A 20,199-nucleotide genomic window follows, 5' to 3' on the forward strand; every position below is an offset into this window, starting at 1 on the left:
CACGCTGCACAAGCCGGCCGGCAAGCAGGCGCCCGCCGCCACCGCCGCCAAGAAGGATGCGAAGCCGGCCGCGCCGGGCTCCAAGAAGACCATCAAGACGGCCGAGGTGTCGTCCACCTGGTCCGAAGACAGCGCCCGCAAGAAGCCCGCGGACAAGCCCTCGGGCCCCGCGAGCCGTGACGGCTGGCGCGCCGGCAAGGGCGGCAAGGGCGGCCGCGGCGGCCGCAACCAGCAGAACGAGCGCCGCGCCGAACCGGCGCCGCAGGAATTCATCGCGCGCGAAGTGCACGTGCCCGAAACCATCAGCGTGGCCGACCTGGCCCACAAGATGTCGGTCAAGGCCGCCGAGGTCATCAAGCAGCTCATGAAGCTGGGCCAGATGGTGACCATCAACCAGGTGCTGGACCAGGAAACCGCCATGATCGTGGTCGAGGAACTCGGCCACACCGCCATCGCCGCCAAGCTGGACGATCCGGAAGCCTTCCTGGACGAAGCCGCCGACGTGAGCGAGGCCGAGGCGCTGCCGCGCGCGCCGGTGGTGACCGTCATGGGCCACGTCGACCACGGCAAGACCTCGCTGCTGGATTACATCCGCCGCGCCAAGGTGGCGGCGGGCGAGGCCGGCGGCATCACGCAGCACATCGGCGCCTATCACGTGGAAACCGAGCGCGGCGTGATCACCTTCCTGGACACCCCGGGCCACGAGGCATTCACGGCCATGCGTGCCCGCGGCGCCAAGGCGACCGACATCGTCATCCTGGTCGTGGCTGCCGATGACGGCGTCATGCCGCAGACGCGCGAGGCCATCCACCATGCCAAGGCCGCGGGCGTGCCCATGGTCGTGGCCATCACCAAGATCGACAAGCCGTCCGCCAACCCCGACCGCGTCAAGCAGGAACTGGTGGCCGAGGAAGTGGTGCCCGAAGAATACGGCGGCGACGTGCCTTTCGTGCCGGTGTCCGCGAAAACCGGCGACGGCATCGACGACCTGCTCGAGAACGTGCTGCTGCAGGCCGAGGTGCTGGAGCTCAAGGCCCCGGTCGACGCGCCCGCCAAGGGCCTGGTCATCGAAGCGCGCCTCGACAAGGGCCGCGGCCCGGTGGCCACGATCCTGGTGCAGAGCGGCACGCTCAAGCGCGGCGACGTGGTGCTGGCCGGCGCGAGCTTCGGCCGCGTGCGCGCCATGCTCGACGAGAACGCCAAGCCGGTGCAGTCGGCCGGTCCGTCCATCCCGGTGGAAATCCAGGGCCTCACGGAAGTGCCCGCCGCCGGCGACGAGCTGATCGCGCTGTCCGACGAGCGCAAGGCGCGCGAAATCGCCCTGTTCCGCCAGGGCAAGTTCCGCGACGTCAAGCTGGCCCGCCAGCAGGCCGCCAAGCTCGAATCCATGTTCGACAACATGGGCGAAGGCACGCAGACCCTCACGCTCATTGTGAAGACCGACGTGCAGGGTTCGCAGGAAGCGCTGGTGCAGTCGCTGACCAAGCTCTCCACGGACGAAGTGCGCGTGCAGGTGGTGCACGCCGCCGTGGGCGGCATCTCCGAAACGGACGTGAACCTCGCCATCGCCTCGCACGCCGTCATCATCGGCTTCAACGTGCGGGCCGAGGCCAGCGCCAAGAAGCTGGCCGAGAGCAACGGCATCGACGTGCGCTACTACAACATCATCTACGACGCCGTGGACGAGGTGAAGGCGGCCATGTCGGGCATGCTGGCGCCCGAGAAGAAGGAAGAGATCATCGGCCTGGTCGAGATCCGCGAGATCTACACCATTTCGCGCATCGGCAACATCGCCGGCTGCATGGTGCTGGACGGCGTGGTGCGCCGCGACGCCCAGGTCCGCCTGCTGCGCAACAACGTGGTGCACTGGACCGGCCATCTCGAATCGCTGCGCCGCTTCAAGGACGACGTCAAGGAAGTCAAGGCGGGTTTCGATTGCGGCCTGACGCTGCGCGGCAACAACGACATCCAGGTGGGCGACCAGCTGGAAGTCTTTGAAATCAAGGAAGTCGCGCGCACCCTGTAAGGTGTCGCGCGGGCATTATTCATTTCATGAGCCGTCACAAGTCCAAAGCCATCCCCGGCCGCAACCAGCGGCTGGCCGACCAGATCCAGAAGGATCTGGCCGGCATCATCCAGCGCGAGATCGACACGGCCCGCGCCGGATTGATCACGCTGTCGGGCGTGGAGCTGTCGGCCGATTACGCGCATGCCAAGGTGTACTTCACGGTGTTGGGCGCCGAGCCCGAGGCCGCGGCCGCCTTGCTGAACGAAAAGGCCGGCTGGCTGCACTCCCAGCTCTACAAGCTGCTGCACATCCACACCGTTCCCACCTTGCGCTTCATCCACGACGCGCAGATCGCCCGCGGCATCGAAATGTCGATCCTGATCGACCGCGCCAACCGGCCCGGCCCGCATTCGGGCGTGCCCGACGAACCTGAAGACCAGTCCTGACCGGGCTGTCGTCACTGCTTTTCTCCGGATTCCGACGATGGCTAAACGACGCGGGCTCGCGCTCGACGGTGTGCTGCTGCTCGACAAACCCGAGGGCTTGTCGAGCAATCATGCGCTGCAGCGCGCAAGGCGCTCCATGGACGCCGCCAAGGCCGGCCACACCGGCACGCTCGATCCTTTCGCGACCGGGCTGCTGGTGTGCTGCATGGGACGCGCCACCAAGATTTCCGGCGCGATGCTTGACGCCGACAAGGCATATCGCGCTACGCTGCAATTTGGCGAAGAAACCGATTCCGGCGACCTGACGGGCAATATCACCGCCCGGGCGGAAGCCGGATTCCATGTGGACGAGGCCGCGCTTGCCCAGGCGCTGTCACGTTTCACGGGCGCCATCTCGCAAGTGCCGCCGATGTATTCGGCGCTCAAGCGCGATGGCAAACCGCTGTATGAATACGCGCGCGCGGGCATCGAACTGGAGCGCCCGCCGCGGCAGGTGACGATCTACCGGATCGATCTGCTGTCGCTCGAGGGCAACCGGGCGGAGATCGACGTGGCATGCAGCAAGGGCACCTACATCCGCACGCTCGCCCAGGACATCGGGCGGGCGCTGGGTTGCTATGCCCACCTGGCGGCGCTGCGGCGCACGCACGTCGGGCCGTTTTCACTGGACCGCGCCGTTACGCTGGAAGCCTTGCAGGCCATGCCAGATCCCAAGCAGGCATTGCTTGCGCTGAACGAATTGCCGGCGGGCCTGCTGCCCGCCACCAGATCTTAAAGGACACGCTATGACTCGCGCCTTGCGCAACGTCGCCATCATCGCCCACGTGGACCACGGGAAGACCACCCTGGTCGACCAACTCCTGCGCCAGTCGGGCACCTTCCGCGAAAACCAGGCGGTGGCCGAACGGGTCATGGACTCGAACGACCTGGAAAAGGAACGCGGCATCACCATCCTGGCCAAGAACTGCGCCGTGGAATACCAGGGCACGCACATCAACATCGTGGACACCCCGGGTCACGCCGATTTCGGCGGCGAGGTCGAGCGCGTGCTGTCCATGGTGGACGGCGTGCTGCTGCTGGTCGACGCGGTCGAAGGCCCCATGCCCCAGACCATCTTCGTGACCCGCAAGGCACTGGCCCTGGGCCTGAAGCCCATCGTCGTGGTCAACAAGGTCGACCGTCCCGGCGCCCGCACCGACTACGTCATCAACGCCACCTTCGATCTCTTCGACAAGCTGGGCGCGACCGAAGAACAGCTCGACTTCCCCGTCGTGTACGCTTCCGGCCTGGCGGGCTATGCCGGCCTGTCGCCCGACGTGCGCGAGGGCGACATGCGCCCGCTCTTCGAGGCCATCCTCGAGCATGTGCCGGTGCGCGAAGACGATCCCGACGGCCCGCTGCAGATGCAGATCATCTCGCTGGACTACAACAGCTACGTGGGCAAGATCGGCGTGGGCCGCATCAACCGAGGCCGCATGCGTCCGGGCATGGAAGTCGCCTACAAGTTCGGCCCCGACGGCCAGGGCGGCCGCGGCCGCATCAACCAGGTGCTGAAGTTCCGCGGCCTGGAGCGCGTGGTGGTGGACGAGGCCCAGGCCGGCGACATCGTGCTCATCAACGGCATCGAGGAGATCGGCATCGGCTCCACCGTCATGGATCCGGTCGTGCAGGAGCCGCTGCCCATGCTGCGCATCGACGAGCCGACGCTGACCATGAACTTCATGGTGAACACCTCGCCGCTGGCCGGCCGCGAAGGCAAGTTCGTGACCAGCCGCCAGCTGCGCGACCGCCTGGACCGCGAGCTGAAATCCAACGTGGCGCTGCGCGTGCGCGACACCGGCGACGACACCGTGTTCGAAGTGTCGGGCCGGGGCGAACTGCACCTGACCATCCTGCTCGAAACCATGCGCCGCGAGGGCTACGAACTGGCGGTGTCCCGTCCCCGCGTGGTGTTCAAGGAAATCGACGGCGTGAAGTGCGAGCCGTTCGAGGCGCTGACCATCGACGTGGAAGACGCGCACCAGGGCGGCGTCATGGAAGAGCTGGGCCGCCGCAAGGGCGACCTGCAGGACATGCAGCCGGACGGCCGTGGCCGCACCCGTCTCGAATACCTGATTCCCGCCCGCGGCCTGATCGGCTTCCAGAACGAATTCCTGACGCTGACGCGCGGCACGGGCCTGATGAGCCACATCTTCCACGAGTACGCGCCCGTCAAGGAAGGTTCCATCGGCGAGCGCCGCAATGGCGTGCTGATCAGCCAGGACAACGGCGAGGCCGTGGCCTACGCCCTGTGGAAGCTGCAGGATCGCGGCCGCATGTTCGTGAGCCCGGGCGAGGCGCTGTACGAAGGCATGATCATCGGCATCCACAGCCGCGACAACGACCTGGTCGTGAATCCCATCAAGGGCAAGCAGCTGACCAACATTCGCGCCTCCGGCACGGACGAGGCCGTGCGCCTGGTGCCGCCCATCCAGCTTTCGCTCGAATACGCGGTGGAGTTCATCGACGACGACGAACTGGTGGAGATCACTCCCAAGTCGATCCGCCTGCGTAAGCGCCACCTGCAGGAGCACGAGCGCAAGCGCGCCGCGCGCGAAGCCGCGGCCTGAGGCCGGGGCGGCAGCGCCGCCCGCTGCCCGCGCAGCAAAAACGCCGGACGGCATCCGTCCGGCGTTTTTTTCGGCCGGATTCCGGAAGGCGCTCCGCCGTGCCCGCCGCTGGCATCCGCGCGCGAATTCACCGAAACTGGCGGGGCGGCCGGCCGTGCGCCGGCCTTCCATCATGCCGATCCGAGGGAGCCATCATGGGAGCGATTGAGACACTCGTGCCGTTCATCGATGCGCGCAGCGGCCGCTACGCCGAGCTGAGCGACCGCATCTGGAATCTTGCCGAATTGCGCTACGACGAGCACAGATCGGCCGAACTGCATATCGCCCAACTGGAGGCGTCGGGTTTCAGGGTGACGCGTGGCGCGGCGGGCATTCTCACGGCATTCGTGGCCGAGGCGGGCGCGGGCGGGCCGGTGATCGGCCTGCTGGGCGAGTACGACGCGCTGTCCGGCCTTAGCCAGGAAAGCGGCGCCTGCGCGTGCAAGCCCTCGGCGGAGACGCCCAACGGCAACGGGCATGGGTGCGGCCATCATCTGCTGGGCGCCGCCGCGCATCTGGCGGCGGCGGCGGTGAAGGAATTCCTGGCCGGCAGCGGCTTGCCGGGCACGATCCGCTTCTACGGCTGTCCGGCCGAAGAGGGCGGCTCGGGCAAGACATTCATGGCGCGGGCCGGCCTGTTCGACGATCTGGACGCCGCCCTGACCTGGCATCCGGCTTCGCACACCGGTATTTTCCACCAGTCGTCGCTGGCCAATATCCAAGCCTATTTCCGTTTTCGCGGCGTGGCCGCGCATGCGGCCAATTCGCCCCATCTGGGACGCAGCGCGCTGGACGCGGTGGAACTGATGAACGTCGGCGTCAATTACCTGCGCGAGCACATGCTGCCGGAGGCGCGGGTGCACTACGCGGTGACCGACAGCGGCGGCATTTCGCCCAATGTGGTGCAGGCGCGCGCCGAAGTGCTGTACCTGGTGCGCGCGCCGCGCAATGCGCAGGCCGCCGAACTGTACGAACGGGTGGGGAACGTGGCGCGCGGCGCTGCCCTCATGACCGGCTGCGAACTGGAGGTCGTCTTCGACAAGGCATGTTCCAACTACATGCCGAACCGCGCCATCAGCCAGGTGATGTACGAGCAGATGCTGGCGCTGCGGGGGCCGGTCTATACCGAGGGCGAGGCGCAGGCCGCCCGGCGCATGTGGGGTGCGATTTCCGGGAGCGATATCGAGAACGCGGGCAAGAACCTGGGCGCCGTGCTGCGCAACCCCGAGCCGCTGTACGCAGGCGTGGCGCCCTACGATCCGGAAAAGCGCGAGATCAGCTACGGTTCGACCGACGTGGGCGACGTGAGCTGGGTCGCGCCGACCGCCCAGTTCTGGGGCGCGTGCTATGCCTACGGCACGCCTTTCCACTCGTGGCAGATGGTGGCCCAGGGCAAGATGCCGATGGCGCACAAGGGCATGGCGCACGCCGCCAAGATCCTGGCCGCCACCGCGGCGGAGCTGTATGCGCGGCCGGACACGCTGGCGCGGGCGCGCCAGGAGCTGCTGGACGCGCGCGACGGCCAGCCCTATGTCTGCCCGATTCCGGCCGACGTCGTGCCGGCGTTCATGCGGGCCTGACCTGGGCCGGTCCGCGCGCAGCGGCGTTCAGGCCGGCAGCGAGGGAGCGTACTGCGCGTCGGAAGTGACTTTTTCGTGGAACTCCACGACCCGGCGCACGACTTTGCGCGGGTCGTCCTCGATGGTGAACAATTCCAGGTCGTGGGCGCTTATCATGCCATTGGACAGCATGCTGTCGCCCAGCCATTGCACCAGGCCGGACCAGTACTCGGTGCCCACCAGCACGATCGGGGCGGGCGGCACCTTGCCGGTCTGGATGAGCGTGAGCGCCTCGAACAGTTCGTCCATGGTGCCGAAGCCGCCCGGCATCGCCACGTAGGCGAAGCTGTGCATGAAGAAAGTCGCCTTGCGCGAATTGAAGTACTCGAACGAAAGACTGATGGTCTGATATTCGTTGTTGTGCGCTTCGTGCGGCAGGCTGATGTTGAGGCCGATGCTGGTGCCGCCGGCTTCGAACGCGCCTTTGTTGGCCGCCTCCATGATGCCCGGCCCGCCGCCGGCGATCACCGCGAAGCCGGCGTCGGCCAGCGCCGAGGAAATGGCGACGGTGGTTTCGTAGTACGGTGAATTGCGGCTGACCCGCGCGCTGCCGAAGATGCTGACCGCCGGCCCGATATCCGCGAGCTTTTCAGCCGCGGTCCGTATCTCTGACATAATCAGCGGAATTTGTTTGCCGGCGGGTGTATCCATATCTGCCTTTGTAACCATGAAAAAAACCTTATTGCTGGTCGACGGTTCGAGCTACCTGTACCGCGCTTTCCACGCTATGCCTGATTTGCGCAATGCGCAAGGCGAACCGACGGGCGCGCTCTATGGCGTGGTGAATATGCTGCGCAAACTGGTATCCGACTATAAGGCAGAATATGCCGCCTGCATTTTCGACGCGCGCGGCAAGACCTTCCGGGACGATTTGTATCCAGATTACAAATCACATCGTCCGCCCATGCCCGAAGACCTGGCGGCCCAGATCGACCCCATTCACCGCGCGGTGCGTGCGCTGGGCTGGCCGGTGCTCGCCATCGAAGGGGTGGAGGCCGACGACATCATCGGCACGCTGGCCCGGCGCGCGGCGGAGCAGGACGTGCGCACCGTGGTTTCCACGGGCGACAAGGACCTCGCCCAGCTGGTGAACGCCGACGTCACGCTGGTGAACACCATGAGCGGCGAGGTGCTGGACGAAGAGGGCGTGCTGAAGAAGTTCGGCGTGACGCCCGACCGCATCGTCGACTATCTCATGCTGGTGGGCGACACCGTGGACAACGTGCCCGGAGTGACCAAGGTGGGCCCCAAGACCGCCGCCAAATGGATAGGCGAGTACGGCTCCATCGACAAGCTGGTGGAGGGCGCGGACCAGGTGAAAGGGGTGGCGGGCGCCAACCTGCGCGCGGCCATTCCGAATTTTCCGCTGACCCGCCAGCTGCTCACGGTGAAGTGCGACTGCGACCTGACCGGCCACGTGGACCGCATCGAAGACCTGGCGCCGCGCGAGCGCGACGTCGCCGCGCTGACCGAAATCTATGAGCGCTACGGCTTTCGCACCTGGCTGCGCGATCTCACGGGCGACCCCGAGCGCATTCCCGCGGGCGACGGGCGTGTGGCGGCCACGGCGCCGGCGGCCCCGGCCGAACTGGACTACCGCATCATCACCGACTGGCAGGCCCTGGACGACTGGATGGCGCTGGTCCGCGACACGCCGCTGGTGGCGCTGGACACCGAAACCACTTCGCTCGACGAGATGCAGGCGCGCCTGGTCGGCCTGTCCATGTCGGTGGCGCCCGGCGTGGCCTGCTACGTGCCCCTGGCGCACCGCGGCCCCGATGCCCCGCAGCAGCTGCCCAAGGCCGAGGCGCTTGAGCGGTTGCGTCCGTGGCTGGAAGACGCCTTCCGGCCCAAGCTGCTGCACCATGCCAAATACGATACCCACGTGCTGGCCAACGAAGGCATCGCCCTGGCTGGCATCGCCGAAGACACCATGCTCCAGGCCTACGTGCTGGAGTCGCACCGGGGCGTGGGCCTGAACGATCTCGCGCTGCGGCACCTGGGCCGCGGCGGCGTGTCGTACGAAGACCTGTGCGGCAAGGGCGCCAAGCAGATCGGCTTTGACGAAGTGGCGGTGGAAAAAGCCGGGCACTATGCGGCCGAGGACGCCGATTTCACGCTCCAGCTGCACCAGGCGCTGCGCCCGCAGGTGGCGGCCGATGCCGGTCTGGACCGCATCTACCGGCTGGAGATGCAGGTTTCCGCGGTGCTGACCACGATGGAGCGCAACGGCGTCAAGGTGGACGCCGAAGAGCTGGCGCGCCAGAGCCACAAGCTGGGCCAGGAAATGCTGCAGCTCGAGCAGAAGGCCTACGAACTCGCCGGGCAGCCCTTCAACCTGAATTCGCCCAAGCAACTGGGCGAGATCCTGTTCGGCCGCATGCAGCTGCCGGTGGTGCGCAAGACCGCCGGCGGTGCGCCGTCCACCGACGAAGAGGTGTTGAGCAAGCTGGCGCAGGACTACCCCCTGCCGCAGGTGCTGCTCGACTACCGCGGGCTGTCCAAGCTCAAGTCCACCTATACCGACAAGCTGCCGCGCATGATCAACCCGGCCACGGGCAGGGTGCACACGCATTATTCGCAGGCGGCCGTCATCACCGGGCGGCTCGCCTCGTCCGACCCGAACCTGCAGAACATTCCCGTGCGCACCGAGGCCGGCAGGCGCGTGCGCGAGGCTTTCATCGCCGAGCGCGGACTGCTGCTGTCGGCCGACTATTCGCAGATCGAGCTGCGCATCATGGCGCATGTTTCCGACGACCAGAACCTGCAGCGGGCCTTCGCGGCCGGCGAAGACATCCACCGCGCCACCGCCTCGGAGGTGTTCGGCATTCCGCTGGCCCAGGTGACCGCCGAGCAGCGCCGCGCCGCCAAGGCCATCAACTTCGGCCTGATCTACGGCATGGGCGTGTTCGGGCTGGCGTCGAACCTGGGCATCACCCGCGATGCGGCGCAGCAGTACATCGACCGCTACTTCGCCCGCTATCCGGGCGTGGCCATGTACATGGAAAATACCCGGCGCCTGGCCCGCGAACAGGGCTACGTGGAAACCGTGTTCGGCCGCCGGCTGCAATTGCCGGAGATCCGCGGCGCTTCCGGCCCCCGCCGCCAGGCAGCCGAGCGCGCGGCCATCAATGCGCCCATGCAGGGAACCGCGGCCGATCTCATCAAGATGGCCATGGTGGCCGTGCAGGACTGGATCGAGGCCGAGCGGCTGCAGACGCGCATGATCATGCAGGTGCACGACGAACTCGTGCTGGAGACGCCCGACGAAGAGCTGACCCTGGTGCGCGAAGCCCTGCCGCGCCTCATGTGCGGCGTGGCCACGCTGCGGGTGCCGCTGGTGGCCGAGGTGGGAGCCGGCAAGAACTGGGAGCAGGCCCACTGAGCGGGCGCCGGGGCCGTTCCTCCGCCCCGGAGGAACGGCCCCGGCGCCCGGCCATTTCCGCTTTTGGGGGCTGCAACAATATAATGTTGCGCTTTCCGCCTCCTGCGCCTTTTTTCCGGGCTTTTCTCCATGCTCCTCATCTGGGTCCTACTTGCCACCGTCGCCGGCGGCCTCATCGCCGTGCTCGTCGCCCACTGGCTGGCCTACAAGGTGTTCGCCAGGTATCTGCACCACATGGTGAGCCTGTCCGTCGGCGTGCTGCTGTCGGTGGCCCTGCTGCACCTGCTGCCCGAGGCTTTCGAGTCCGACGCCGCCGACGCGCACGTCTTCTTCGGACTGATGCTGGCGTCGCTCATCGGCTTTTTCGTGCTGGAGAAGATCGCGCTGCTGCGCCACAGCCATCACCATGAAGGCGACGGGCACCATCACCACAAGGGCCACGACCGCCACGAAGCGGGGCGCGGCGGCGTGCTCATCCTCATCGGCAGTTCGCTGCACAACCTGTGCGACGGCGTGCTGGTCGCGGCGGCTTTCCTGACCGATCCCGTGCTGGGCGTGCTGACGGCGGCGTCCATCATCGTCCACGAAGTGCCGCACAAGCTGGGCGACTTCGTGGTGCTCATCAACGCCGGGCTGGCGCGCCGGCGCGCTTTCTCGCTCATCCTCTTCTCCAGCCTGTGTTCAGCCGTGGGAGGCATAATAGGAGTCTTCGTGCTGCAGCAGGCGCAGGGATGGGTGCCGTACGTGCTGGTGGTTGCCGCCAGCAGCTTCCTGTACATCTCGGTGGCCGACCTGATCCCGCAGATGCACGAACGCATATCCCTCGCGGACGCCATTCCGCAACTGCTGCTCGTGGGCGTGGGCGTGGCGCTGATCTACAGCGTCACCACGCTGATGCACCATGGCCACGCCCACGGCGAGGCCGTGCATGCGGACGAGCCGGCCGGCCACGTGCACATGCACTGAACCGGCGGCGGTTCGGAAAGCGTCCCGGGCGTTTCGCCGCACCGCCCGCGCGGCCGCCAAGGCGGCATGCGCGGGCGGCCGGCGCCAGTGTCATTCCTACAGGAGTACGCCATGAGTTTTTCCGCCGCCGCGGGCCAGGTCGCGCCCACTGCCATACACACGGATGCCGAAGGGCTGGCGCACGGAGACTTCGCGCTCCCCGTCGCCGACGGCGCCATTTCGGCCTACTATGCCGCGCCGCAGGGGCAGAGCGAGCTGCCCATCGTGCTGGTGGTGCAGGAAATCTTCGGCGTGCACGAGCACATCAAGGATCTGTGCCGGCGCGTGGCCAAGGCGGGCTACCTGGCCGTGTCGGCCAACCTGTACGAGCGCCAGGGCGATGCCTCGGCCTATACCGACATTCCCAGGCTCATCGCCGAACTGGTCAGCAAGGTGCCGGACGAACAGGTGTTTTCGGATCTCGACGCCTGCGTGGCCTGGGCGGCCGGGCACGGCGGAGACGCGCGGCGCGTGGGCGTCACGGGCTTCTGTTGGGGCGGCCGCATCACCTGGATGTACGCCGCCCACAATCCGGCCGTGAAGGCGGGCGTGGCCTGGTATGGCAAGCTGGCCGTCGGCCACGGGCCGCTCATCAAGCGTTTCGCGCTGGACGTGGTCGACGAGCTGCACGGCCCGGTCCTGGGCCTGTACGGCGGCAAGGACGCGAGCATTCCGCTGGCCGACGTCGAAACCATGAAGCGCAAGCTCGCGCAGGGCAACGAGGCCGCCCGGCAGTCGGAGATCATCGTGTATCCCGAGGCCGACCACGCCTTCCTGGCCGACTACCGCGCCAGCTACCGGCGCGAGGCGGCCGAGGACGGCTGGAGCCGGATGCTGGCCTGGTTCAAGCGCTACCTGTAGCCGGGAGGGCCGGCGCCGCGCCGGCGATCAGTTGTCCGCTTCGCGCAGGCGGCTCGGCAGCAGTTCGCCGTGGCGGGCGAGCAGGGGGTAGGCCGATGCCCCCACGAGGTGCGAATTGATGCCCTTCATGTCGCGCAGGATGTCCAGGTACAGCGCGCCGACCTCGGCCGCGTCCACCTGCCCGGACTTGATCTTTTGCAGGTGCGCTTCGGCCGCCTGGCTCTCGATGGCCCGGAAGCGCGACTTCTCGCCGGCCAGCGCGCGCGCCTGGCGCAGGTCGTCGTTCACGAAGAGGGCGGCGGCCTGGCGCTGGTTGGCGATGAGCTCGCCCAGCGTCTCGTCCAGGCTGGCGCGCTGTTCGGGCGAGAGCACCCAGCCCTGCTTGCGCAGCTTGGCGATATGGCTGAGCAGACCATGGTGCGCGATGTCGCCGGCATGGCCGATGTTGCTCGCAAAGGCCAGGATGTCGTCCAGGCGCTGCTGGTCTTCGCGGGTCATGTTTTCCTGGTCCAGGGTGGCCAGGTAGGTCGTGATGGCGTTTTCCAGCTTGTCCAGCGCCGCGTCGAGCTGGCGGGCCTGCACCATGCGGTGCCGGTTGTCGCGCTTGAAACCGGCGCGCGCATAGAGCAGCAGCGTCTGCAGCATGTCGGCCATGCGCAGGGCCTCGCGCGCGGCGTTGCCCAGCGCCACCGCCGGCACGTCGTGCGCCCATTCGTCCAGGTACTGCGGACGCGACGGGTCGTTGGGATCGGCGCGCTTGGGCAGCCAGCGCGTCAGCAAGGCCGCGTAGGGCGTGAGCAGCGGCAGGAACACCAGTGCGATGAGGGCGTTGAACAGCGTGTGGAAATTGGCCACGGCCCGCGCCGGCTCGCTGGTCAGCTCGCTCATCATGGGCTGCAGCCAGGGCAGCACGAGCAGGCCGGCCAGCACGCCGACGATGCGGGTTAGCAGGTTGCCCAGCGGCAGCCGGCGGGCGGCCGGGTCGTCGCCCGTGACGCCTTCGATCATGGGGTTGATGGCGGTTCCCAGGTTGGCGCCCAGCACCAGCGCGAAGGCCACGTGCGGCGCCACCATGTGGTGCGAGGCCAGCGACATCACCAGCACCACCACGCCACGCTCGAATGCGCGGCCCAGGTGAACGCCGCCGAGAGCAGCACCGCCGCCACCGGCTGGGTCGCCAGGGCGTCCAGCATCATGGCCAGCATGGGGGCGTTCTGGAACGGTTCGAAGAGGCCCACGAGCTGGTGCAGCGACAGCAGCAGCAGGCCCAGCCCGATGAATACCCGGCCCAGGTCGCGCGTGCGGCCCGGCGGGTAGCGGCGGAACATCCACACGCCCACCAGGATGAGGATGGGCGCCAGGGCCGTCAGATCGAAGGACAGGAGCTGCACGATGAGGGTCGTGCCCACGTTAGCGCCCAGCATGGCGGCCAGGGCGGGCACCAGGCCCACCACGCCGCCCGCGGCGAAGCCGGTGATCATGAGGCCGGTGGCGGTGCTGCTCTGCAGCGCGGCGGTGATGCCGAGGCCGGCGGCGAAGGCCCGCAGGCGCGTGCCCAGGGCGCGGCCCAGCGCGGCGCCCAGGGCGGCGCCGAAGGCCCGCTGTACGCCGGTCTGCACCATATGCACGCCCCAGAGCAGGAGGGCGACGTAGCCGGCGAAATCCAGCAGGGTGATGAGTCCAGACATCCGGTGGCTTTTCCGTTCTTTTTATGACAAGAAATAATTCTGTAATGATCGCATGCTTGAGCGGGGCTGGGAAACCGGTCCCGGCGGACCGCCTCCGGCAAGCATACGCCGGCCCGGGCCGCCCCGTCGCGGCCCGGCCGGCGTTGCGCGTATCATTGCCGCGTCTGCCGTCCGCTGCTCGGACGGGTGTAAATTGGCCTTGTTCCTGGAGCGCCAAGTGGCTGTATCCGTATTCGATCTGTTCAAAATAGGCATCGGTCCGTCCAGTTCCCATACCGTGGGGCCGATGCGGGCGGCCCTGCTGTTCGCCCAGGGCCTGGAGCGCGACGGCCTGATGCCGCGCGTGGCCTCCGTGCGCGCCGAGCTGTACGGCTCGCTGGGCGCCACCGGCAAGGGCCATGGCACCGACAAGGGCGTGCTGCTCGGCCTGATGGGCGAGGCGCCCGACACCGTCGATCCTTCCGCCATCGCCGGCATGCTGGCCTCGGTGCGGGCCAGCCGGCAGTTGCCGCTGCTGGGCCGCCACCCGGTGCCTTTCGTGGAAAAGGAACATCTGCTGTTCTACCGCCGCGAGGCGCTGGCCGAGCATCCCAACGGCATGAAATTCCACGCCTTCGATGCGGACGGCGCGCCGCTGCGCGAATCGCGCTACCTGTCGGTGGGCGGCGGCTTCGTGGTCACGGCGGGCGCGGCCAATGCCCAGGTCATCGCGGCGCACGACCAGTTGCCCTATCCGTTTCGCACGGGCCGCGAGCTGCTCGCCATGTGCCGCGAGAGCGGCCTGTCCGTGGCCCGGCTCATGCTGCGCAACGAACTGACCTGGCGCACCGAAGCGGAGGTGAACGAGGGCCTGGACCGGATCTGGCGGGTCATGCAGGACTGCGTGGCGCGCGGCTGCGGCATCGGCCACCCCGAGGCCGACGNCGCATGGCTTCGCGCTCGCGCAGGGCGGCGTCGTCAAGCGTAGGCGCGTATCGCATGGCGCGGCAACTCCACCCAGCAGCGGCTGGCGGCGTGAGGGCCCAGCAGGGCGTCTCCGGTTTCGGGGGATACGATGGAATGCACGGTCGCGCCGGGCACTCCCTCCAGGCGCAGCGCGAGACGGTAGCCGCGGCCCAGGAACACGCCGTCCAGCACGTCGGCCAGCATCGCGTTGACCCGGTCGCCGGCCGGCGCCGCGCTGACGCGCACGGCTTCCGGACGCACGAACAGCTTGCCCGTGCCGGTCTGCAGCGCGGCGTCCACCGCCAGCTCGTGGCGGCCGACGCGGGCGCGATGGCTGTCGATGCGCTCGAACGGCAGCCAGTTGGCCTCGCCCACGAAATCGGCAATGAAGGCCGACCCCGGCTGCCGGTAGAGTTCGCGCGGCGTGCCGAATTGCTCGATGACGCCGCCGTTCATGACGGCGATGCGGTCGGCCATGACCATGGCCTCTTCCTGGTCGTGCGTCACCATGAGCGTGGTGATGGAAAGGCGCTTCTGGAGCGCGCGCAGCTCGATGCGCAGGTGTTCGCGCACCCGCGCGTCCAGCGCCGACATGGGCTCGTCCAGCAGCAGGAGCGAAGGCGAGGGGGCCAGCGCCCGCGCCAGGGCCACCCGCTGCTGCTGGCCGCCGGAGATCTGGCCCGGATACTTATCCGCCGAGCCGGCCAGCCCCACCAGGGTCAGCATCTCCTCGACGCGCGCCTGCACGTGGCGGCGGTGCGCGCGTTTGCCGCTCAGGCCATAGGCCACGTTCTGCGCCAGCGTGAGGTTGGGAAACAGCGCGTAGGACTGGAACAGGATGCCGTAGTCGCGCTCCTGGGGCGGCGCATGCGAAATGTCGCGCCCGCACAGTACGATGGCGCCGGCGTCCTGCCGCTCCAGCCCCGCGATGGCGCGCAGCAGCGTGGTCTTGCCGCAGCCCGACGGCCCCAGCAGGCAGACCAGTTCGCCCGCCCGGATGTCCAGCGAAATGTCGGCCAGCGCGGTATGGCTGCCGTAGCGCTTGACCAGGTTGCGCACGGACAGAAAACCATCCGAGGGCTGCCGGGATTTGTCGCCGCCGGCGGCCTGCCGGGCGGAATACCTGTTGTCGCGTTGGAGCATTTCGCCTCCCGCTTTGGAACAGGTGCAGTATGTGTGCGCCGTATTGAGCGTTTATGACACTACGCGCAAATGCAGTAATAAAAACATCAAGATTCTTTGGTGTACTGGCGGTCCTGCCCACCGCGTCCATCGCCGCCACCCCGTGCTCGTCGCCGAACTCAAGTCATTCTATGCCGTCGCCCGCTGCGGCACCGTCACCAAGGCGGCCGCCCAGCTCGGCGTGAGCCAGCCCACCGTCACCGGCCAGCTTCGCCAGCTGGAGTCGCGCTACGGCGTGGAGCTCTTTCACCGCCAGGGACGCGGCATGCGGCTGTCGGACGCGGGGCAGCGGCTGATGCCCATGGTGGAAAAGCTGGTGCAGCAGGAAACCGAGATCGATTTCCGGCTGCGCGACGCGAGCGAGCTGCGCGAGGGCAGCCTGCGGGTGGGGGCCACCGGCCCCTACTACATCATGGACACCGTGCGGCGCTATAACCAGCGCTATCCGGGCATCGAGCTCACGGTGGCGATCGGAAATTCGCAGGGCATGCTGCAGGCGCTGCACGACTACCGCATCGAGATCGCCACCTCGTCCTTCTTCGTGGACGACCGGCATCTGTACCGGAAGACGATCGCGGCCGACCCGATCCGCATCGTGACACACCGCGACCATCCGCTGGCGCGCCGTGGCCGGGCCTCCCTGGCCGAGCTGTCGGACCACGCCCTGCTACTGCGCGAGCCGGGTTCCATGACCCGACAGCTCACCGAAGAAGCACTGGCCTCGGCCGGCGTGCGGGTGCGCCGGACGCTGGAGATCGGCAGCCGCGAATCCATCCGGCAGGCCATTTTGTGCCAGCTGGGCGTCAGCCTCATTCCCTCGCGGGAGATCCCCACCCACCCCGAGCTGGCCACGCTGGACATCGCGGACGCGGACATCGTGATGCACGAATACCTGTATTGCCTGCGCGAGCGCCAGCCGGCGCAACTGATCGCGCGGTTCCTGGAGATGGCGCCGGCCGCCGGCTGACCGCCGCGGCGCGGTCACGGCCCGCCCTCTTCCCCTTGCGGCCAATCAGGAGACAACCATGGCCTTGACCCTGAACGACATCGAAAACCTGTTCCTGGAGCGCGGACACCGCTCCTATCATGGCGAATCCGTGAGCCACCTCCGCCACGCGCTGCAGACGGCCTGGCTGGCGGAAAAGAACGGCGCCGGGCCCCATCTCATCACCGCTTGCCTGCTGCACGACCTGGGCCATCTCATTGCCGACCATCCCGGCACGCCCACGCTGCGCGGCATCGACGACAAGCACCAGTATTTCGTGCTGCCCTTCCTGCGCGGGCTGTTCGGACCGGCGGTGCTGGACCCCATCCGCCTGCACGTGGAGGCCAAGCGCTATCTTTGCTACGTGGAGCCCCACTATGAAGCGTCGCTCTCGGCGGATTCGCGGCGCAGCCTGGCGCTGCAGGGGGGCAGTTTCGATGCGGGCCAGGCGGTGGATTTCGCGAGCATGCCGGGCGCGCCGGACGCGATACGGCTGAGGCGCTGGGACGACATGGCCAAGGTGCCGGGGCTGGCCACGCCGCCCCTGGATCATTTCCTGGAAATCGCCGAAAGCGTCTCGGGGCGCGTCAAACTCGCCGCCGTGTGGTAGGCGGCGCGCCGGCCCGTCAGGCTCCCTTGGCCACCGGACGCGACGGATCGCTGCACCATTCGCTCCAGGATCCGGGGTAGAGCCGCGATCCGCCCAGGCCGGCGATTTCCATGGACAGCAGGTTGTGGCAGGCGGTGATGCCGGAGCCGCACTGGTGCACGATGGCGGCCGGGTCGCGGCCGTCCAGCAGCGCCAGGAACTCGGCACGCAGGGTCTCGGCCGGCTTGAAGCGGCCGTCCTGCCGGAGATTCTCGCCATTGGGGCGGTTGAGCGCGCCCGGGATGTGACCGGCCACCGGGTCCATGGGCTCGACCTCGCCGCGGTAGCGGTTGGCCGCGCGGGCGTCGATCACGGTAAAGGATGGGCGGGAAATGTTGGCCAGCACCGCGTCGGCATCGACCGTGTCCGCCAGCGACGGGCCGGGCTCCGCCGGCTTGCCCGGCTCGACGGCCGGGGCCGGCTCGGCGCTGACGGGCAGGCCCGCGGCCTGCCAGGCCTGCCAGCCGCCGTCCAGCACGGCCACGCGCTCGTGGCCCATCCAGCGCAGCATCCACCACAGGTGGGCGGCATACATGCCGCCGCTGGCGTCATAGGCGGCCACCAGGGTCCGCGGGGTTACGCCGTGGGCGGCCATGAGTGCGGCGAACTCGCCGCGCGCGGGCAGCGGATGGCGGCCGTTCCGGCCGGTGCGCGGCGCCGCGAGCTCGGTTTCGTGGTCGAGGTAGCGCGCGCCGGGGATGTGCCCGGCCTCGTAGGCCCGGCGGCCCGCCGCGTGATCGGCCAGGTCGTGGCGCACGTCGAACACCAGCACGTCGGGGCCGCCAAGGCGGGCGGCCAGGTCGGCGGCGGTAATCAGCGTCATCGTCATTCGGTGTGCTCCTTTGCGGATGGAAATCGCGGCAGCCCCGGCTCAGGCCGGCTTGGCGCGGGACTCGCGCATTGTGCGCCAGACCGACAGCAGGCCGGCGGAAATGATCAGGGCCACGCCGGCCCAGGCCAGGCCGTCCAGGCGGTCGCCCCAGAAGCCCATGCCGATCAGGGCCGCGAAAATAATGGTGGAATACTGCAGCGCGGCCGTCAGCAGGGCCGAACCCAGGCCGAAGGCGCGGGTCATGGCGAGCTGGCCGAAGAGGCCGGCCACGCCCACGCCCAGCAGCGAACCGTATCCCGTCCAGTCGGACGTGCCCCAGCCCTCGAAGCCCAGGCCGACGCCGCTGGACACGCAGACGGCCACGGAGAAAAACAGCACGGTGCGCCATTCGGGTTCGCCGATACGGCCGAGCTGGCGGATCTGCATCATGGCGATGGCGGACATGGCCCCCGCCCCCAGGCCGAGCAGGGCGGCCAGCCACTGGTCGCCGTTGATGCTGGGCCGCAGCACCGCGATCACCCCCAGGAACCCCATGGCCACCGCGGCGATGCGCACCGGATCGCGCTGCGAGCCGCCCCAGCCGAGCATCCAGCAGGCGATGAAGAGCGGCGCGGTGTAGTTCAGGCTGGTGGCGGTGGCCAGCGGCAGGTGCGACAGCGCGAAGAACCCCAGCCACATGGACGTGACGCCCGACACGTTGCGCCAGATGTGCAGCCTCCAGCTCGTGGGCACGATGGACTGGCGCGCCGCCCGCGCCCAGATCAGCAGCAGCACCACCGAGGGCAGCCCCCGGAACAGCACGACCTGGGGAAGCGAGGCGCCGTGCTCGGTGCCCAGCTTCACGAACGAGCCCATGATGGCGAACATGGCGGACGCCAGCAACATCCAGAGAGCCTGCATGGGATCTACGCTAGGGAGAAATGGGGGAAGGGAAATCAGGGAAAGCGATACTATACTCTGCTCGCGCAGGGCGGCGCCGGCGGGCGGCAGGGGAACCGCGCAGCCGCCCTCCGGTCTCTAGCATCAGGCCCGGCCGCAGGCTCCGCGGGGCCGGGCCCGCCGGGACGAATCAGCTCGCAAAGGAACACAACTACATGAAACGCATCTTTCTCTTCATCATCACCAACCTCGCGGTCGTGCTGGTGCTGTCGGCCACGCTGCGCATCCTGGGGGTGGATCGCTACCTCACCGCCAACGGCCTGAACCTCCAGGCGCTGCTGGTGTTCTCGGCCGTGGTGGGCTTCACCGGCGCCATCATCTCGCTGCTCGTCAGCAAGCCCATGGCCAAATGGAGCACCGGCGCGCAGGTCATCGACCCGAACGCGCCGCGCAACCAGCGCGAGGCCTGGCTGCTGGACACCGTGCACCAGCTGGCCGACAGGGCCGGCATCGGCCGCCCCGAGGTCGCCATCTACGAGGGCGCGCCCAACGCCTTCGCCACCGGCGCCTTCAAGAACGATGCGCTGGTGGCCGTGTCCACCGGGCTGCTCGAAAGCATGACCGAGGAAGAAGTGGCGGCCGTGCTGGGGCACGAAGTGGCGCACGTGGCCAATGGCGACATGGTCACCCTCACCCTCATCCAGGGCGTGGTCAACACCTTCGTGGTGTTCCTGGCCCGCGTGGTCGGCTACTTCATCGACCGCGCCATCTTCAAGAACGAGCGCGGCGTGGGCCCCGGCTACTACGTCACCGTGCTGGTCTGTGAAATCATCTTCGGCATCCTGGCGTCCATCATCGTGGCGTGGTTCTCGCGCCAGCGCGAGTACCGCGCCGACGCCGGCTCGGCCCACCTGATGGGCGCGCGCGAGCCCATGATGCGCGCGCTGGCCCGCCTGGGGGGCCTGGAGCCGGGCGACCTGCCCAAGTCTTTCGAGGCTTCCGGCATCACCGGCCGGGGCGGCATCGCCGCGCTGTTCGCCTCGCACCCGCCCATCCCCGCGCGCATC

At 68.2% G+C, this 20,199-nt stretch carries 16 protein-coding genes and 1 pseudogene; 12 read left to right on the plus strand and 5 right to left on the minus strand.

The window, feature by feature from the left end; all coding sequences use genetic code 11:
* The 5 genes from infB to AD428_RS11800 form a co-directional block, all read left to right on the plus strand.
* The coding region (gene infB / locus AD428_RS11780) for a translation initiation factor IF-2 (RefSeq protein WP_053245288.1) at positions 1-2,026 on the plus strand (2,026 nt) is incomplete at its 5' end.
* A 26-nt stretch (positions 2,027-2,052) separates the two neighbouring features.
* Complete coding sequence (rbfA, locus tag AD428_RS11785) at positions 2,053-2,454, plus strand: 30S ribosome-binding factor RbfA (RefSeq protein ID WP_053244709.1); 402 nt, start codon at positions 2,053-2,055, stop codon at positions 2,452-2,454.
* 37 nt (positions 2,455-2,491) lie between these two features.
* Positions 2,492-3,229, plus strand: coding sequence for a tRNA pseudouridine(55) synthase TruB (truB, locus tag AD428_RS11790; RefSeq protein WP_053244708.1), 738 nt, complete (start codon positions 2,492-2,494; stop codon positions 3,227-3,229).
* 10 nt (positions 3,230-3,239) lie between these two features.
* The gene (typA, locus tag AD428_RS11795) at positions 3,240-5,063 is read left to right on the plus strand and encodes a translational GTPase TypA (protein ID WP_053244707.1); all 1,824 of its coding nucleotides are present in this window, start codon (positions 3,240-3,242) and stop codon (positions 5,061-5,063) included.
* A gap of 194 nt (positions 5,064-5,257) precedes the next feature.
* Positions 5,258-6,682: a M20 family metallopeptidase gene (locus AD428_RS11800; protein ID WP_053245289.1), complete on the plus strand. Its 1,425-nt coding sequence runs from the start codon at positions 5,258-5,260 to the stop codon at positions 6,680-6,682.
* 27 nt (positions 6,683-6,709) lie between these two features.
* On the opposite strand, the gene AD428_RS11805 is transcribed toward AD428_RS11800, so the two are convergent.
* The gene (locus AD428_RS11805) at positions 6,710-7,336 is read right to left on the minus strand and encodes a TIGR00730 family Rossman fold protein (protein WP_053244710.1); all 627 of its coding nucleotides are present in this window, start codon (positions 7,334-7,336) and stop codon (positions 6,710-6,712) included.
* Positions 7,337-7,388: 52 nt separating this feature from the next.
* Between AD428_RS11805 and polA the strand changes: the two genes are divergently transcribed.
* From polA to AD428_RS11820, 3 genes are all read left to right on the plus strand, one after another.
* Entirely contained in the window at positions 7,389-10,106 is a 2,718-nt protein-coding gene (gene polA / locus AD428_RS11810) for a DNA polymerase I (protein ID WP_053244706.1), read from the plus strand.
* 129 nt (positions 10,107-10,235) lie between these two features.
* Positions 10,236-11,072: a ZIP family metal transporter gene (locus AD428_RS11815; protein ID WP_053245290.1), complete on the plus strand. Its 837-nt coding sequence runs from the start codon at positions 10,236-10,238 to the stop codon at positions 11,070-11,072.
* A gap of 111 nt (positions 11,073-11,183) precedes the next feature.
* Positions 11,184-11,972, plus strand: coding sequence for a dienelactone hydrolase family protein (locus AD428_RS11820; protein ID WP_053244705.1), 789 nt, complete (start codon positions 11,184-11,186; stop codon positions 11,970-11,972).
* A gap of 27 nt (positions 11,973-11,999) precedes the next feature.
* On the opposite strand, the pseudogene AD428_RS11825 reads toward AD428_RS11820, so the two are convergent.
* Positions 12,000-13,660 (minus strand): annotated as a pseudogene (locus AD428_RS11825) (Na/Pi cotransporter family protein).
* A gap of 217 nt (positions 13,661-13,877) precedes the next feature.
* On the opposite strand from AD428_RS11825, the gene AD428_RS11830 reads away from it, so the two are divergent.
* A partial coding sequence (locus AD428_RS11830; protein ID WP_304438944.1) for a serine dehydratase beta chain occupies positions 13,878-14,583 on the plus strand: 706 nt, incomplete at its 3' end.
* Positions 14,584-14,617: 34 nt separating this feature from the next.
* On the opposite strand, the gene AD428_RS11835 is transcribed toward AD428_RS11830, so the two are convergent.
* Positions 14,618-15,748: a putative 2-aminoethylphosphonate ABC transporter ATP-binding protein gene (locus tag AD428_RS11835; protein WP_235490002.1), complete on the minus strand. Its 1,131-nt coding sequence runs from the start codon at positions 15,746-15,748 to the stop codon at positions 14,618-14,620.
* 142 nt (positions 15,749-15,890) lie between these two features.
* On the opposite strand from AD428_RS11835, the gene AD428_RS11840 reads away from it, so the two are divergent.
* A complete protein-coding gene (locus AD428_RS11840) occupies positions 15,891-16,754 on the plus strand; it encodes a LysR family transcriptional regulator (RefSeq protein WP_053245291.1) in 864 nt (287 codons plus the stop codon).
* 58 nt (positions 16,755-16,812) lie between these two features.
* Positions 16,813-17,382 carry a phosphonate degradation HD-domain oxygenase gene (locus AD428_RS11845; RefSeq protein WP_053245292.1) on the plus strand — a complete coding sequence of 190 codons (570 nt, stop codon included), beginning with the start codon at positions 16,813-16,815 and terminating at the stop codon, positions 17,380-17,382.
* A gap of 16 nt (positions 17,383-17,398) precedes the next feature.
* Here AD428_RS11845 and AD428_RS11850 read toward each other — a convergent pair whose 3' ends face one another.
* Entirely contained in the window at positions 17,399-18,250 is an 852-nt protein-coding gene (locus AD428_RS11850) for a sulfurtransferase (RefSeq protein ID WP_053245293.1), read from the minus strand.
* A gap of 42 nt (positions 18,251-18,292) precedes the next feature.
* Positions 18,293-19,153 carry a DMT family transporter gene (locus AD428_RS11855; protein WP_053245294.1) on the minus strand — a complete coding sequence of 287 codons (861 nt, stop codon included), beginning with the start codon at positions 19,151-19,153 and terminating at the stop codon, positions 18,293-18,295.
* A gap of 194 nt (positions 19,154-19,347) precedes the next feature.
* On the opposite strand from AD428_RS11855, the gene htpX reads away from it, so the two are divergent.
* Positions 19,348-20,199 (plus strand): protease HtpX (gene htpX / locus AD428_RS11860; protein WP_053245295.1); only part of this gene is annotated, 852 nt, incomplete at its 3' end.

The organism is Achromobacter sp. DMS1, from assembly GCF_001270295.1.